General features: G+C 67.4%; 13 protein-coding genes and 1 pseudogene. 7 read left to right on the top strand and 7 right to left on the bottom strand.

Annotated features, from left to right (window positions below):
* Positions 1–682 precede the first annotated feature (682 nt).
* Positions 683–1,558: pseudogene (locus JOF55_RS07715) on the top strand (glycine/sarcosine N-methyltransferase); the annotation flags it as partial.
* A gap of 161 nt (positions 1,559–1,719) precedes the next feature.
* On the opposite strand, the gene JOF55_RS07710 reads toward JOF55_RS07715, so the two are convergent.
* On the bottom strand, positions 1,720–2,505 hold the full coding sequence (locus JOF55_RS07710; RefSeq protein ID WP_310271741.1) for an IclR family transcriptional regulator domain-containing protein: 786 nt from the start codon (positions 2,503–2,505) through the stop codon (positions 1,720–1,722).
* 330 nt (positions 2,506–2,835) lie between these two features.
* Between JOF55_RS07710 and lat the strand changes: the two genes are divergently transcribed.
* Positions 2,836–4,221: an L-lysine 6-transaminase gene (gene lat, locus JOF55_RS07705; RefSeq protein WP_310271738.1), complete on the top strand. Its 1,386-nt coding sequence runs from the start codon at positions 2,836–2,838 to the stop codon at positions 4,219–4,221.
* An 85-nt stretch (positions 4,222–4,306) separates the two neighbouring features.
* Here the strand turns inward: lat and JOF55_RS07700 are convergent, their stop codons facing one another.
* Both JOF55_RS07700 and JOF55_RS07695 read right to left on the bottom strand, forming a co-directional pair.
* A complete protein-coding gene (locus tag JOF55_RS07700) occupies positions 4,307–4,909 on the bottom strand; it encodes a response regulator (protein ID WP_310271736.1) in 603 nt (200 codons plus the stop codon).
* The gene (locus JOF55_RS07695) at positions 4,906–6,099 is read right to left on the bottom strand and encodes a sensor histidine kinase (RefSeq protein WP_310271733.1); all 1,194 of its coding nucleotides are present in this window, start codon (positions 6,097–6,099) and stop codon (positions 4,906–4,908) included. Before JOF55_RS07695 ends, JOF55_RS07700 begins: the two co-directional genes overlap by 4 nt.
* Before the next feature lie 144 nt (positions 6,100–6,243).
* Between JOF55_RS07695 and JOF55_RS07690 the strand changes: the two genes are divergently transcribed.
* Positions 6,244–7,182 (top strand): ABC transporter ATP-binding protein, encoded by a 939-nt coding sequence (locus JOF55_RS07690; protein ID WP_310271729.1) that lies wholly within the window; start codon positions 6,244–6,246, stop codon positions 7,180–7,182.
* Positions 7,179–7,910, top strand: a complete 732-nt coding sequence (locus tag JOF55_RS07685) for an ABC transporter permease (protein ID WP_310271726.1) — start codon at positions 7,179–7,181, stop codon at positions 7,908–7,910. The genes JOF55_RS07690 and JOF55_RS07685 overlap by 4 nt, the downstream gene beginning before the upstream one ends.
* 71 nt (positions 7,911–7,981) lie before the next feature.
* On the opposite strand, the gene JOF55_RS07680 is transcribed toward JOF55_RS07685, so the two are convergent.
* Positions 7,982–9,562, bottom strand: coding sequence for a dolichyl-phosphate-mannose--protein mannosyltransferase (locus tag JOF55_RS07680; protein ID WP_310271724.1), 1,581 nt, complete (start codon positions 9,560–9,562; stop codon positions 7,982–7,984).
* 23 nt (positions 9,563–9,585) lie between these two features.
* Between JOF55_RS07680 and rsmI the strand changes: the two genes are divergently transcribed.
* The 3 genes from rsmI (at position 9,586) to JOF55_RS07665 (ending at position 12,474) form a co-directional block, all read left to right on the top strand.
* Positions 9,586–10,434 carry a 16S rRNA (cytidine(1402)-2'-O)-methyltransferase gene (rsmI, locus tag JOF55_RS07675; RefSeq protein ID WP_310271721.1) on the top strand — a complete coding sequence of 283 codons (849 nt, stop codon included), beginning with the start codon at positions 9,586–9,588 and terminating at the stop codon, positions 10,432–10,434.
* A 110-nt stretch (positions 10,435–10,544) separates the two neighbouring features.
* Positions 10,545–11,168 (top strand): uracil phosphoribosyltransferase, encoded by a 624-nt coding sequence (gene upp, locus JOF55_RS07670; protein ID WP_310271718.1) that lies wholly within the window; start codon positions 10,545–10,547, stop codon positions 11,166–11,168.
* Between the two features lie 112 nt (positions 11,169–11,280).
* Complete coding sequence (locus JOF55_RS07665) at positions 11,281–12,474, top strand: glycosyltransferase family 2 protein (RefSeq protein ID WP_310271715.1); 1,194 nt, start codon at positions 11,281–11,283, stop codon at positions 12,472–12,474.
* Positions 12,475–12,576: 102 nt separating this feature from the next.
* On the opposite strand, the gene JOF55_RS07660 is transcribed toward JOF55_RS07665, so the two are convergent.
* The 3 genes from JOF55_RS07660 to JOF55_RS07650 form a co-directional block, all read right to left on the bottom strand.
* Positions 12,577–12,912, bottom strand: a complete 336-nt coding sequence (locus JOF55_RS07660; RefSeq protein ID WP_310271712.1) for a hypothetical protein — start codon at positions 12,910–12,912, stop codon at positions 12,577–12,579.
* 95 nt (positions 12,913–13,007) lie between these two features.
* Positions 13,008–13,460 carry a flavodoxin family protein gene (locus tag JOF55_RS07655; RefSeq protein WP_310271708.1) on the bottom strand — a complete coding sequence of 151 codons (453 nt, stop codon included), beginning with the start codon at positions 13,458–13,460 and terminating at the stop codon, positions 13,008–13,010.
* Positions 13,461–13,538: 78 nt separating this feature from the next.
* Positions 13,539–15,287 (bottom strand): phospho-sugar mutase, encoded by a 1,749-nt coding sequence (locus JOF55_RS07650; protein ID WP_310271706.1) that lies wholly within the window; start codon positions 15,285–15,287, stop codon positions 13,539–13,541.
* Between the last annotated feature and the right edge of the window lie 107 nt (positions 15,288–15,394).

The following is a 15,394-nucleotide window of genomic DNA, read 5'->3' as shown; positions in this document are numbered from 1 at the left end:
GCGCGCACATTCCCGAGGAGGCTTTGCGTGCACGGGTGCTTGGCAGGTGTGACGCAGATCGTAGGGGTCCCGCTCTGAGGCAAAAGTGTGAGCTGGCTTACAGTGCTGCTGTGCACCGGTGCCCGGTCGCGGTGACGGAGGTATCCGCCAGGCGGGGAACTGTGGTTTCTGAATCGTTTTGACATGGTGTTATTCGAGATCCGATGTCTCGGGCGCGACTTCATCGCCCATTGCGGAGCCACGGAGGAGCCCGACCGCAGTCGAGGGCGCGGGAGTTCGCACCGCGACACAAGTGGTCGCAGCGCGAACCTCCGGTTCGCCGAGTACCTGCCGGTGTCGGCGGTGCCGGAGCGGGCCGGTGGCCACGGAATTGCCTGGTCAGCGGGTATGGCGAAGTCACGGCGACAATCCCGCGAAAGCGGGTGTGTACAGGGTCACAGGGATTTTCTGCTTGCTTCGCGGGCCGCGTGCCCTAACGTCACCAGTGGCGCACAGATCTGTGGCGACAACGCGCCGGGCAATGACGCCGACGATATCGGCTCCCGCTTTTCCCGGGAGTGCGGTGTCAGCATGCCGGGCATCCATATGCGCCGACGGTTTTGTGGAATCACATGTCATTTCCGTCGGGTCTGCGCTGCACATCATGGTGATGTGCGGTCGAAACGAGTTCAGGAAACGGAGTATGACCCAGAGCGCGAACAAGCGTCCTCACGTGGACGGGTATGCCGAGTCGGTCAGTTCCATCGAACTGGAACAGCAGGTATTCGGCGAAAACCCGACCGAGGTGCGCGACACCGACCACTACACCCAAGAGTACGTCGGTGGCATGGTGGACAAGTGGGACGAGCTGATCAACTGGAAGAAGCGCACCGAGAGCGAAGGTCGCTTCTTCATCGACCAGCTCAAGTCGCGCGGTGTGCAGACCGTGCTCGACGCGGCAACCGGAACCGGATTCCACTCGGTTCGCCTGGTGGAGGAAGGGTTCGACACGGTCAGCGCGGACGGTAGTCCCCAGATGCTGGCGAAGGCGTTCCAGAACGGGATCGACTACGGTGGTCACGTCCTGCGCGTGGTCAACGCCGACTGGCGCTGGCTCAATCGTGACGTGCACGGTGAATTCGACGCGATCATCTGCCTCGGCAATTCGTTCACCCACCTGTTCGCCGAGCACGATCGACGCAAGGCGCTGGCCGAGTTCTACGCGATGCTCTCCCACGACGGTGTTCTGATCATCGATCAGCGCAATTACGATGCTGTCCTGGACAATGGTTCCGGCAGCAACCGCACCTACTACTACTGCGGCGAGCAGGTTTCGGCCGTGCCGGACCACGTCGACGACGGGTTGGCACGATACAAGTACACGTTCCCGGACAACAGCGAGTACTTCCTGAACATGTACCCGCTGCGGAAGAATTATCTGCGCGGTTTGATGCGGGACGTGGGATTCCAGCAGATCGACACCTTCGGCGATTTCCAGGAAACATACGCCGAGGCCGATCCCGACTACTTCATCCACGTGGCGGAGAAGTCGTACCGGGAGGCCGGCGAGTTGACCGATAGCTGATCATCACGCGGCGATCCCGCGATGACCCCTGCCACGGGGTGGCTGCCTCGTCGCCGAGTCACCGGCCGGTGACTCGGCGACGAGTGCGTCACGGACCGGTCGTGCGCCCGGGCAGCCGTCTCTTCCGGCCGGATGCGCTCGTCGCCCGGATGTACCTACATCGGTGTGGTGGGTTTCAGCCGTAGATCCGCTTCGATGCGGGAGGCGGTCGCAAGCAGTCGTGGCACGATCTCCTGCTGAACCGAGTCCTCGGACGCGCTCTCGGCGTGCAGGGACACATTGACGGCCGCGAAGACCCGCCCGGCGTGATCGCGAACGGGCACGGCCACCCCACGCAGCCCGCTTTCCAGTTCGTTGTCGGAGACCACGAAGCCCCGCTTGCGGACCGCGGCCAGTTCCGTGCGCAGTGCTTCCCGCGTCGTGATGGTGTTGGCCGTGACGGGCCGCAGGTCCATGCCGCCCAATCGTGCCTCCAACCGTTCCGGGGGCAGTCCCGCGAGCAGGATCTTGCCCATCGACGTGGCGTGCGCGGGAAAGCGAGTGCCCACCGGGATGGTCACGGACAGCAGCTTGGGGCTGGGCACCTGTGCGACGTAGCAGATCTCGTCGCGTTCGAGGACCGCCAGCGCGGTCATTTCGTGCAGTTCCCCGGTCAGCCGCTGCAGATGGGGTTCGGCGATCTGTGGGAGCGGGCGGCTGGACAGGTAGGCGTAACCGAACTCGAGTACCTGTGGTGTCAGTGCGAAGTGCCGCCCGTCATGGCGTACGTAGCCCAGGTCCATCAGGGTGTGCAGGAGTCGGCGAGCACCGGCGCGATCGATCTCGGTCGCGGTGGCCACCTCCGTCAGCGTCAGCTCCGGTTGCTCGGGAGAGAAGGCACGCAGCACCGCCAGCGCCCGCTCGACGGAGCGAATGAAATGCGCACCACGTTCCTCGACCATCGCCGCCTCATGTTCGCTGCTGTGCGGCCTGCGATTTTAGTCGCTTCAGTGCCGCGGTCCCTCCGGTGCCGCTCGAACGCGGGCTGTATGTGTGCGGTATGCGGTGTGGGACCCGCATCGGCCCGCCGCGAGCGGCATCACCGTGTGGTCTTCCGGCTGTACTCGCACGGAGAGCGAAGCAATCCAGGGCAAAGGAAAATATCCTGACTTGAAGGATATATTCGGGAAAATATTGATTTGTGACGTTGGTCTCGTGTAACCATTGCTTCAAGTGAGGGTTGCCGTCGCGGCCCGCAGAGCCGCGCCCCACGTAGTGCCGGGAGGTCGAGCATGACCGCACAGCAAGAGACCATCGATTCCACCGGTGCCGAGGTCTCGAATCAGCGTGCGCAGGAGCTTCTGCGGGACCGAGCGGAAACCGCCGTCACCGAGCTGCGCGCGCACGTGACCGGCGATCTGCTGGACATCGTGGTCGACTTGGACTCCGGGCGGGGTTGTCGCCTGCGTGACCTGCGTGACGGCACCGAGTATCTCGACATGACGATGTTCTTCAGCTCGGCGCCGCTCGGGCACGGGCATCCGGGACTTCGCGAGCCCGACTTCGAGGCCGCGCTCGTTCGTGCCGCTCGGGTCAAACCCGCCAACCCCGACTTCGCCACTGTCGAACAGGCCCGCTTCGCCGAGGTCCTGAAGCGCGTGTTCGGAGATCCGGAGCTGCCGCTGCTGTTTTTCATCGAGGGCGGGGGGCTCGCGGTGGAAAACGCCCTGAAGGTCGCCTTCGACTGGAAGACCAAGATCAACTCCGCCCGGAGCACTCCCGTGCGGGGATGCCGGGCCATGCACCTGCAGAAGGCGTTTCACGGCCGCACCGGCTACACCATGTCGCTGACCAACACCGATCCGACCAAGATCCGCGATTACCCCGCGTTCGACTGGCCGCGCATTCCCAGTCCCGCCGTCGAGCCGGGTACCGATCGGGACTGCACCGACCTGCTTCCCGCCGAGATCGCCGCGCTGGAGACCGCCGAGGCCGCGCTGCAGCGGTACGGTCGCGAAATCGCCTGCTTCGTCTACGAACCCGTCCAAGGCGAAGGCGGCGACCGTCACCTGCGCCCGGAGTTCCTCCAGGCGATGCAGGACCTGTGCCGCGAGCACGACGTGCTGACCATCGCCGACGAGGTGCAGACCGGTGGCGGGCTCACCGGGTATGCCTGGGCGTATCAGTCGCTCGGGCTCGAACCGGACCTGGTCGCGTTCGGCAAGCGCGTGCAGGTGTGCGGGGTGATGGGCGGTCGCCGTGTCCTCGACGTCGCCGACAACGCCTTCCGCGAGGGCAGCCGCCTCAGCTCCACCTGGGGCGGTGGCCTGGTGGACATGGTGCGCGCCACCAGGATTCTGGAGATCATCGAGTCCGAGGACCTGCTCGCCCACACGCGCCGCATGGGCGAGATGTTGGTGGCCGAACTGCGTGGGCTTGCCGAGGAGTTTCCGTCCGTGCTCAGCCATCCGCGTGGCCGAGGGCTGATGTGCGCGGTCGACTTCCCCGACTCGGCGCTGCGCGACCGTGCGATCAGCATCGCCCGCGAGCGGCACCACACGTTGTTCCTGCCGTCCGGGCCGCGTTCGCTGCGCTGGCGACCGGCCCTGTCGGTGCGTCCCGACGAACTCACCGATGCCGTGCTCGCACTCCGCAAGACTCTCGGTGAGCTCTCCTGAGCGACCGGCACGCGGAGTGAACGCCAACTTTCGCCGCGATGGGAGTGACGGGAGTCGGCGTTCACTTCCGTGCGCAACGGTGCGGTCAGATCCAGCCTTCCTCCCAGGCGTGCCGCGCCGCCTCGTACCGTGTGCCCGCACCGAGTTTGCTCATCGCCGCCGAGAGGTAGTTGCGGACCGTGCCCGCGGCGAGGTGCGCCTCCTCGGCGATGGCGGAGATCGTGCTGCCGCGCAGGGTGAGCCGGAGAAGTTCGAGCTCACGAGTGGTCAACGGGCACGTTCCCTCGGTCAGCGCGCTCGCCGCGATCTCCGGGTCGACGTAACGGCCACCACCGTGCACATCGCGCAGGATGGCCGCCAGCCGGGTGGCCGGCGTCGTCTTCGGCACGAAACCGCGCACCCCCGCAGCCAGCGCCCGTTTGAGCACACCCGGCCGGGCGTGGCGGGTGACCAGCACGACCGGCACGCTCAGTACGCTCCTGATCTCCGTCGTGGCCTGTACGCCGTCCAGTTTCGGCATCTCCAGGTCGAGTACGGCGATGTCCGGCCGATGCTGCCGAACGGCTTGCAGTGCTTCATCGCCACTGCTGGCCTGGCCGACCACGCTGATGTCGCTTTCGAGGTCGAGCAGCGCGGCCAGTGCGCCCCGGATGAGGTCCTCGTCGTCGGCCAGCACCACGCGGATCACGCTTCCGCCCTCCTCGGTTCCTCGGCGTGTCCGGCCAGCTCGAACCAACCGTCGCGATGTTCGGCGCGTACCTGCCCGCCCAGTGTGGCGAAGCGCTCCCGCAGCCCTTCGATTCCCGTTCCGGACGTATCGCCGCTCGCATGCACGCCGTCGTTGCGCAGCACCACTTCGCTGGCGTGCTCGTCGGTGGCGATGCTCATTTCGCAGCGCAGCGCACGGCTGTGCCGCAGCACATTGGTGGCGCCCTCCCGCACCAGGGCACCGAACAACGGCTGCAGCGGCGGAGCCACGGACTGGGGCCGTCCGGAAACCGTGGTGGTGATCCCCGCCGCCTCCAGGACCCCGCGGGCGTTGTCGAGTTCCGTGCCCAGATCGCTGTGCCGGTATCCGTGCACCAGCGCCCGGGTCTCTTGCAGCGCCGTTCTGGCGAGTTCGGCGACCTCGGCCGCCTGCGCTCGTGCCGCACCGTCGTCGGCCCCGATCAGCCGTTCCGCCAGCTCGCCCTTCAGCGCGATGGCCTGCAGATGGTGCCCCTGCACGTCGTGCAACTCTGCGGCGAACCGCAGACGCTCCTGCGCGACGGCGAGTTCCGCCGACATCGAACGTGCCCGGTCCAGTTCGAGGACCACATCCCAGAACCACACCGCCACCACCAAGACGAAGATCGTGAACGCGACGACGACAGCGGCGAGCAGGGCGAATCTGATCGGAACGATCGGAGGGCCGTAACGCCAGGAGGCGGCGGTGAACACGAGCACCGTCGAACCACACGTGGCGAACGTCAACGGCCACCTCAGGCGGACGGCGGCGTTCGCCACGATCGAGGCGGCCAGTATGCCGGGAATCAACACCCAGACGAAGCCGTGCTCGGGTCTGGTCGCGAGCACGGCCCCCGCTGTCAGCAGCGCGGCGACGAAGACGATCGCCTGCTCGGCGCTGTGGTGATACCCCTGCCCCAGACCGCGCATCGTGCTCGTGCAGAAGCGCGTTGCCTCGGTGGTGAGGACGAGCAGCACGGGACCGAGCACCAGGAGATCGATCGTCGTGTAGGTACCGTCGGTGAAGCCGTTGACGAGGCTGAGCGCCACGATCGCCGCGTAGACCGGCGCCATCGGCACCACGGACCACCAGGTGTAGCGGCGCAGGCGCCGTACCCGCTTGGGATCGAACTCGGCAACAGCGGAAGACACGAGAACAGCATGGCCGATCGATGCCGCGGAGCTCGCCACCGGCCGGGCTTCCATGACATCTGTCATCGCGATCGCTGACAGCCGGAATCGGTCCGATGACGGGCGGCACTACCGGGACTCGGGTGCCGGAACCAGACTGAGGGCATGGACGGACCAGTGATCGATGTCGGCGAGCTGCACTGCTCGTACGGCGATTTCGAAGCCGTCCGGGGGGTCGGTTTCGACGTCGCCCCGGGCGAGTTGTTCGCGCTGCTCGGCACCAACGGTGCGGGCAAGACCACCACGATGGAAACGATCGAGGGACACCGGACTCCCGACCGGGGACGGGTACGCGTGTTCGGCATGGATCCCGTGCGCGACCGTGCCCGCGTGCGTCCCCGGGTCGGGATCATGCTGCAGCACAGCGGTTTCTCCGGAGACCTCACCGTGGCCGAGACGGTACGACTGTGGCAGTCGATGATCAGCAATCCGGCTCGGGTGGATTCCGCGCTCGAAGCGCTGAATCTGCACCACAGGAGAGACGTACGCGTCAAGCAGCTCTCCGGCGGGGAACGGCGGCGCCTGGACCTGGTGCTGGCAACCCTGGGAAACCCCGAGGTGTTGTTCCTCGACGAGCCGACCACCGGCCTCGACCCGGAATCCCGCAAGGCCACCTGGGAGATCGTGCGGAACCTGCTGGTGGCGGGGACGACGGTGCTGCTGACCACGCACTATCTGGAGGAAGCCGAGCGACTCGCCCACCGGCTGGCCATCATGCACGCCGGCCGCATCGCGGTGTCCGGTTCGCTGACCGACGTGCTGGCCACCCAGCGCGCCCGGATCGAGTTCGAGCTGCCCGGCGAGATCGGCGCCCTGCCGGACCTGACCGGGGACATTCGCCGCGACGCGAACGGAAAGGTCGAGGTGCGCACCGATCACCTGCAGCACGATCTGCACACCGCGCTCGGATGGGCGGACGAACAGGACGTCCGGCTGGCCCGGCTGCGGGCACAGCACGCATCGCTGGACGACGTCTTCCACGCCGTACACGAAGGACACATCGATGCCGATGACCGGACACGCGAGGTGGTGACCGCCCGATGAACTCCCCGGTGTTCGCCCTGGCAACGACCGAGGCGAAACTGCTGCTGCGCAACAAGACCGTGGCGACTACGGCGATACTGATCCCGCTCCTGATGGGCTTCGCCATGGCCACTGGAGTGGGCGGTGGTGCTCGCACGTGGGCGATGGTGCTGTCGCTGCAGATGCTGTTCGTGCTGGGGTTCACCGTCTACTTCACCGTGACCGCCTCGGTCACCAGTCGCCGTGAGGATCTCTATCTCAAGCGGCTGTGCAGCGCGGAACCGAGTCCGGTTGTGGTGCTGACCGGAACGCTGCTGCCCTCCGTGGTGCTCGGCCTGCTTCAGGTGGTCGTGATGACGGTGATCGCCGTGGCCGCCGGGGCGCCCGTGCCGGGCAACCCGGTCCTGGTCGCGCTCGCCGCGGTGGGCGGGACCGTGATGTGCATTGCGGCCGGGCTGGCCACCAGCGCGCACACGTCCACGTCCGAGCAGGCTCAGATCACGACGCTGCCGTTCTTCATGGCCCTGTTCGCCGGCGCCGTCTGGGCTTCGGTGAGCGGGGGGACCAACCTGTTGGCGCTGGCCGTTCCCGGGGGTGCGGTCGCCGACCTGGTCCGCCGCTCGTTGGCCGAGGGCGACTGGCTCACGCAGCTCACCGGTGCTCTCCCCGCGATGGGCATGCTGCTCGCGTGGATCGTCGTCGCGGGACTCCTCGCGCGCCGCTGGTTCCGGTGGGAGCCACGTTCCTGATTCGGCAGGAAGACGGGGCGAATGCGGCGTTGTGGCATTCTCGCTGCCACAACGCCGCATTCACCGGTGGCTCAACGCCAGGAAGGCAGCCAGAGCTCGGCATCCCAGCGTGCTTCGGTGATGGGGAAGCCGTTGAGGATCGGCCAGAGCCAGACGAAGTTCGCCACGACGACGCCGACGTAGAGGGCGACCACCAGCAGCCCGGTTTTACGGCGCTCACCGTGCGCTCGGGCGGGCCCGAGTATCTCGCCGAGCACCAGCACGATGCCCAGCACGAGGAACGGCGCCAGCGGGGTCGCGTAGAAGTAGTACATCTGCCGGTCGAGGTTGACGAACCACGGCAGAAAACCGGCGGAGTAGCCGACCAGCACGGCGGCATAGCGCCAGTCCATTCGGCTCGCCGCACGCCACACGGCCCAGCCGGCGACCGGCAGCGCCGTCCACCACAGCGCCGGAGTACCGAGCAGCATGATCGCCTGTACGCAGTCCGCACGCCCACAACCGGGCATACCGGACTCGTAGTAGTAGAGCATCGGACGCATGCCCATCGGCCACGCCCACGGCTTCGACTCCCACGGATGCGGGTCGTTCCCGGTGACCAGATTGGTGTGGAACTCCAGGACATTGAAGTGGTAGTACAGCAGCGAGCGGAACACGTCGGGCAGAAACGCGAAACCGACATCGTCGGCCACAGTCGCCGCGTGCCGGTCGGTGGCGGTTTCACTGGCGAACCAGCCTGCCCAGGTGGCGAAGTACACCGCCAAGGGCAACACCAGCAGCGAGGCCAGCGCGGGCACGGTATCGCGCAGCAGCGCACCCGCCCAGGGACGCCGCACCCCGGCCGTCCGCCGGGCCAGCGCATCCCAGATCACGCTGAGCAACCCGAATGCGGCGACGTAGTAGATACCACTCCACTTCACGCCGCACGCGAGTCCGAGTGAGATCCCGGCGGCGAACCGCCACCAGCGAAAACCCAGCCGCGGACCCCACGGGGTGGCACCGATGCGGCCCTCGACGACGACTGTCCTGAACCGTTCCCGCATCCGGTCCCGGTCGATCAGCAGGAACGCGAAGGCGGTCAGCACGAACGCCGCATGGAAGATGTCGAGCATGCCCACTCGGGATTGGACGTGGCTGAGCCCGTCGCAGATCAGCAGGATGCCAGCCAGTGCTCCCAGCAGAGTGGAGCGGGTCAGGCGCCGGGCGATACGGATGATCAGCAGCACCATCAGCGTGCCCGCCAGCGCCGCACTCACCCGCCAGCCCCAGGGGTCGTACCCGAACAGCCACTCGCCGATCGCGATCAGATGTTTGCCGACCGGAGGATGAGCAACCAGTTCGTATCCCGGATTGTCCTCGTAGCCACCGTTGCGCAGCATTTGCCACGCCTGGGGGACGTAGTGCTTCTCGTCGAAGATCGGGGTGCCGTTGTCGGTGGCGTGCCCCAACTCCCAGAACCGCACCACACCCGCGATCAGGCTGAGCACGATCGTGATCAGCCAGCTTCGGAGCCTGTCGGTGGGCATCAGCGGATCGAGCAATCGCGTCCGGTCGTCTTCTCCGGGGGACCGTGCCGGGGGCGTCTCGCCGGCGCGGACCGTTTCATCGGTGTCGGCAGTACGGCCACCGGAGTTCGACACTAGGACGCTCACACCCAAATCGTAGGGTGGGATGCGTGAATGCCGTATTCGGATCGGGCGCGCTGGTGCTGGCCGCCACCCCGCTCGGTGATGCCAGGGACGCTTCGCCTCGATTGACCGAGGCGCTGGGAACGGCCGCGGTCGTGGCCGCCGAGGACACCAGGCGGGTGCGCGCCCTGTCCACGGCGCTCGGAGTGCGCCCGGCAGGCCGTGTGACCAGTTACTACGACGCCGTGGAGTCCGCGCGCACGCCTGCGTTGCTCGATGAGCTGCGGGCGGGCCGTACCGTGCTGTTGGTCACCGATGCGGGGATGCCGAGCGTGTCCGACCCGGGATACCGGCTGGTGTCGGCCTGCGCGGCCGAGGGAATCCCGGTCACCTGCCTGCCGGGACCGAGTGCGGTGACCACTGCGCTGGCGGTGTCGGGGCTGCCCTCGGACCGGTTCTGCTTCGAGGGATTCCCGCCACGCAAGCAGGGGGAGCGGCGGCGCTGGTTCGGCCGGATCGTGGCCGAGCAGCGTACGTGCGTGTTCTTCGAGGCACCCCACCGCCTCGCCGACACCCTCGCCGATGCTTCCGCGGTGTTGGGGGACGACCGGGAAGCCGCGGTGTGCCGGGAGTTGACCAAGACCTATGAGGAGGTACGCCGCGGCAGGCTGGCGGAACTCGCCGCCTGGGCGGCCGAAGGTGTGCGTGGGGAGATCACCGTCGTGGTCGCGGGTGCGGCGGCAGTGCCGCCGAGTGATCCGGCGGAACTGGTCGGGCAGGTCGAACAGCGTGCCGCCGACGGGGTGCGGCTCAAGGACGCGGTCGCGGAGATCGCCGAGGTCAGCGGCGTCCGTAAGAAGGATCTCTACGATGCGGTGCTGCACGCCAGGGAGTGAGGCCCGGTCGCGGTGATGTCGTGTTTCCGGCGCGATCCTGCCGTGCTCCCGCCGCGGTCGGAGGGTTCCCGCCGGTGCCTGCCCCACCTCGGCGGATACCGTGATGTCTCATGGATGTCCGGGTCGTCGACCACCCCCTGACGCAGGCAAGACTGTCCACCATGCGTGATGCGCGGACGGACAACGCGGCGTTTCGGGCCGCGTTGCAGGAACTCACGCTCATGCTGATCTACGAGGCCACCCGCGATGCGGACGTGGCCGAAGAACCGATCCACACCCCGGTCGCACGGACCACGGGGCACCGCCTGGCGAATCCGCCGTTGCTGGTGCCGGTGTTGCGGGCCGGTCTCGGCATGGCCGACCAGGCTCACCGGCTGATCCCGGAGGCCCGGATGGGGTTCGTCGGCTTGGCCAGGGACGAGGAAACCCTGCAACCCACGCCGTACATGGAATCCCTGCCCTCCGACCTGTCGAACGTGCCCGTGTTCGTGCTCGATCCGATGTTGGCGACCGGTGGTTCGATGGTGCACACGATTCGGATACTGGCCGAGCGTGGAGCCGATGATGTCACCGTGATCTGCACTCTGGCCGCTCCGGAAGGCATCGACCGGCTCGGGCGGAGCGGCCTGCCCGCACGGGTGATCACCGCGAGCGTGGACGAGCGGCTCAACGAGTCCGGTTTCATCGTTCCCGGACTGGGCGATGCCGGAGACCGCGAGTACGGTCCCCGGTAGGTTCTCCGGCAGGTTGCCTCCGTTTTCCGCGCACGGCGTCCCCGTGGCGTTTCACGAGAGTTCCCACCTGCGGGGGCGTCCGTTTTACCCGTCTCATGGCAAGCTGGTGACTGTGGCTTCACGACACATAGGCCTTCGGACTGCTGTGCTGGGCGCGGCGATCGCCGGATCCGTGTATCGCAGCGTGCGCACCATCCGGAAGGCGCGCGCCATCCTGCCCCTGCACGAGGCACCACCCACCACTGTGCTGCCGCCGACCGTCACCGTCATCGTTCCCGCCCGGAACGAGGCGGCCGTGCTGGATGACTGCCTGCACGGGGTCCGCTCGCAGACCTATGATCCGCGCGGTGGTGCTTCCGGACACCCGTCCGGAAACGACCCCACGCTGCGCATCATGGTCGTGGACGACGGTTCGACCGACGCGACCGGCGACATCGCGCAGGCCCACGCCGATGCGGATCCGCGCGTGCAGGTCGTGCGCAGTGAGGGTCCACCACCGGGCTGGAGCGGCAAGGTCCATGCCATGCACGTCGGTGTCGAGTCGGCAGGGCATCCCGAGCCCGGGGAGTGGCTGCTCTTCGTCGATGCGGACACCGTGCTCGCCCCCGAGTTGCTGTCCAGATTGCTGGCAACGGCCGAACGGGCCGACGCCGACCTGGTCTCCACACCGGGAGGACCGCCCAGCGAACACTCCGCGAGCTGGCCTGTACTGATGCCTGCCGGTCTGCAGATGATCGGGGAGAACGCTGACCCGTCCGGCCGGGGCAGCAAGGCCTTCGCCATCGGCCACTGCATCCTGCTGCGACGTTCGCACTACGAGAAGATGGGCGGTTGGGCGGCCCTCGCGGGCAGGCGCAACGAGGATGTCGCCATCGCGACCTCCGTGCGTGACCACGGCGGGATCACCCGGACCGTGGACGGGCTGGACCATGTGACCACCAGCGGTATGGACCCGTTCCGCCAGGGATGGGTGTCGTTTCGCAAGAGTTTCGTCGCCGGTACCCAGGGGTCACTGACGGTCCTGATCGGTGGCGGGCTCGGCCAGGTCGCGTTGTCGCTGACCGCGCCGGTGGCGGTACTGACCGGCGTGCGTGCTCACCGGCCGGTCCTGGTGGCCGTCGGACTCGTGGGCTGGGCCGCACAGGGAACCGCCCATACTCGTACGGCGCGGGTGATGCGTGCCAAGGCGTCATTGGCACCGTTGGCGCCGTTCACCAATGCCCTGTTCGGCGGTGTGCTGCTCGACGGCGCCGTGCAGGTACTGCGCAGGGCCACGGAGTGGAAGGGACGCAACACCGGGTTCTGATCCGAGGCCGGCTTCTGCGGATCTTCGTTACGAGGTCCGTGGCCCGCCCACCGGTATGGTCCGGACGGGCCACGGTAGGTGGATGTTCCTGCGTGTACCGGGTCAGCCCGTGTTTTCCGCCGCTGCCTTGCGTATCGCGACCGGTGCGCCTGCCAGGTCCTCCTCGTTGCACAGCAACTTCAGATCATAGTAGGGCGCACCCTGGCGGTCGTCGTAATCGAGGTGGACGGCGATGACGTCCACGGGCTCGCCCAGCCAGTCCTGCGCTTGGCGCAGCCAGCGGGCGGACCGCTCCAGCGCGGTCGGGAGATCGTCGTCACGGAACTCGACCGGTCGGTAGGGCACACCCTGAATCTGGTCCATGTCACCAGTGGGTTGGGGAAGATCCACGGAGACGCCGGAATCGTCGAGTTCGAGTTCGATCGTTTCCTCACTCACTGTGAAAGGGTCTCCCACTACGGCTTCACTTGCAAGCCCGCATCCTGCCGAAACTGCGGAAAGTGACGAAGCGGACGCCGGGACGGTCGGAGGTCCTACGGCATCAGGTTGGCGGCGAGAGTGGCACCGAGCTCCCAACAGGCCTCCAGAGCCCGTGCGTCCGGCTGCCCGGAATGGGTGACGGGCTCCGCCGCCTGTTTCCAGCCCAGGCCGGAGGTGATGGAGCCGACGGCCCTGAGCGCGCCTTCGGGGCCTTCGTTGCCGTGCACGTACAGCCCGTACGGCCGTCCGCCGGTGGAGTCCAGGCAGGGGTAGTAGATCTGGTCGAAGAAGTGCTTCAGTGCACCCGAGATGTAGCCCAGGTTGGCCGGGGTGCCGAGCAGGTAGCCGTCCGCCTCCAGCACATCGCTCGCGGTGGCCGACAGTGCGGCACGCCGGACGACCTCGACGTCTTCGATCTCGTCGGTGGTTGCTCCCTCGAGGACCTTCTCGAACATCGCCTGCATCCCCGGAGACGGAGTGTGGTGCACGATCAGTAGCCGCGGCATCGCAGCCAGTCTAGTCCAGCCGGTTCGGTCCGGGCACTTCAGTGCTCGGGAGTGCGCGGGGCGGTGCGAGCGGGGAATTCACTCGCGAGTCACGAGTGCCGACACGGCGCTGTGCAGTTCGGACAGGCGGGAGCGAGCGCGCTGTAGGGCTGCATCGAGATCGCCGCGACCGCCCGGCTCCGGGACGCTTTCGACGACCTGCAGGTAGCACTTGAGCTTGGGTTCGGTGCCGGAAGGACGCACGACGACCCGCAGCCCGCCGCTTCCCGCGTCATCGTGCCGGGAGCCCTCGTGCCGGGAGCCACCGTGTCCGAGGGGAGACTCCCGTGCCTCTCCGTGAAACACCAGGGTGTCGGAGTCCGGCAACAGGTCACGAGACCGTACTGCCACGCCCGCGAGTTCCTGCGGAGGTTCGGCGCGCAGTCGCCGCATCGTTTCCTCGATCCTGCCGAGGTCGGTGACGCGTAGTGCGAACTGGCCGGTCTCGTGCACGCCGTGCGATCGCGCGAGGGTGTCGAGCCCGTCCTGCAGGCTCCGTCCGGACTCCTTGCCGGTGGCGGCCATGTCGCAGGCCAGCACCGCGGCGGAGATGCCGTCCTTGTCGCGGACATGGTCGGGGTCCACGCAGTGCCCGAGCGCTTCTTCGTAGGCGTAGATCAGCCCGCTGCCGGAACCGTCACCGGAGCGCACGAGCCATTTGAAGCCGGTGAGGGTCTCGTCGTACCGGGCATGGTGGGCGGAGGCGATTTCCCGCAGCATCGTGGCGGAGACGATGGTGGTGGCCACCAGCGGGTCCGGGTGGGCTTCTCGGTCCGGAGTGGACAATATGTATTCACCGAGCAGGGCACCGGTCTCGTCGCCGCGCAACATCCGCCAGGTGCCGTCGCCCGCGGGGATGCCGAGCGCGCAGCGATCGGCATCGGGATCCAGCGCCACGGCAAGATCCGCATCGATCTCCGCTGCCAGCGCGAGCAGGGCGTCGGCGGCGCCCGGTTCCTCCGGGTTCGGGAAGCTCACCGTCGGGAAATCGGCATCGGGTTCGGTTTGGGCGGCCACCAGGTGCACGTCGGTGAACCCCACCAGGTGCAGGGCATACCGCAGTGGCTGGGCACCGACGCCGTGCAACGCGGTGGCCGCGATCCGCAAATCACGGCTCTTACCGCGCGGTAGAGACGCCAGCCGAGCCAGGTAATCGTTCAGCGCGGTGTGGTGCACCGTCCAGGAGCGCTCGCGCGGAATCGAAATCGCCGCAGCCACCTCCGAGATCGCGGCTTCGATCTCGGTGTCGGCGGGGTCGACGAGCTGGATCCCGCCGTGCAGGTAGACCTTGTAACCGTTGTCCTGGGGCGGATTGTGCGAAGCAGTGATCTGCACCCCTACCACCGCGCCGAGAGTGCGCGTCGCATGCGCCAGTACCGGTGTCGGCAGCGGCTCGGCGAGCATGCGCACATCGAACCCGGCCGCAGCGAGGACCCCGGCGGTGTCCTCGGCGAATTGCCCCGAGCCGTGCCGGGCGTCACTGCCGACAACGGCGATCCCACCGCCACTGCCCTGCGCGGACAGCCACGCGGCCAGTCCCGCGGTCGTGCGCACGACCACGGCGCGATTCATCCCGTTCGGGCCGGCACGCACGGGACCACGAAGGCCGGACGTGCCGAACGTCAACGACGTCGACATACGATCGTCGAGATCCGCGATGGCCTCGGCCGAGCCCGCGATGGCCGAGGCGAGGATCTCCTGCAGTTCGGACCCGGACTCCGGATCGAGGTCATCGGCGATCCACCGGTAGGTGGCAGCACGAACCCGGGGATCGAGCGAACTCCGCATAAGCACCTCGGTGACTGCTGTGCGAGTGGTTGAGACCGCAGTTCTGCCGAAAACTGCGCAGCGGCACACTCGGCCGCAGGAGCACGACTTTCCCGGAAAACCGCGAT

It is taken from the genome of Haloactinomyces albus, assembly GCF_031458135.1.
Taxonomy (GTDB): Bacteria; Actinomycetota; Actinomycetes; order Mycobacteriales; family Pseudonocardiaceae; genus Haloactinomyces; species Haloactinomyces albus.
Note: the sequence above shows the minus strand (reverse complement) of the source record. Positions and strands in the feature narration are given on the sequence as shown.

Coding starts and splice junctions, on each gene's coding strand:
- JOF55_RS07710 (WP_310271741.1), bottom strand. CDS start 2,505: ATGGTCGAGGAACGTGGTGCGCATTTCATTCGCTCCGTCGAGCGGGCG.
- lat (WP_310271738.1), top strand. CDS start 2,836: ATGACCGCACAGCAAGAGACCATCGATTCCACCGGTGCCGAGGTCTCG.
- JOF55_RS07690 (WP_310271729.1), top strand. CDS start 6,244: ATGGACGGACCAGTGATCGATGTCGGCGAGCTGCACTGCTCGTACGGC.
- JOF55_RS07685 (WP_310271726.1), top strand. CDS start 7,179: ATGAACTCCCCGGTGTTCGCCCTGGCAACGACCGAGGCGAAACTGCTG.
- upp (WP_310271718.1), top strand. CDS start 10,545: ATGGATGTCCGGGTCGTCGACCACCCCCTGACGCAGGCAAGACTGTCC.
- JOF55_RS07655 (WP_310271708.1), bottom strand. CDS start 13,460: ATGCCGCGGCTACTGATCGTGCACCACACTCCGTCTCCGGGGATGCAG.
- JOF55_RS07650 (WP_310271706.1), bottom strand. CDS start 15,287: ATGCGGAGTTCGCTCGATCCCCGGGTTCGTGCTGCCACCTACCGGTGG.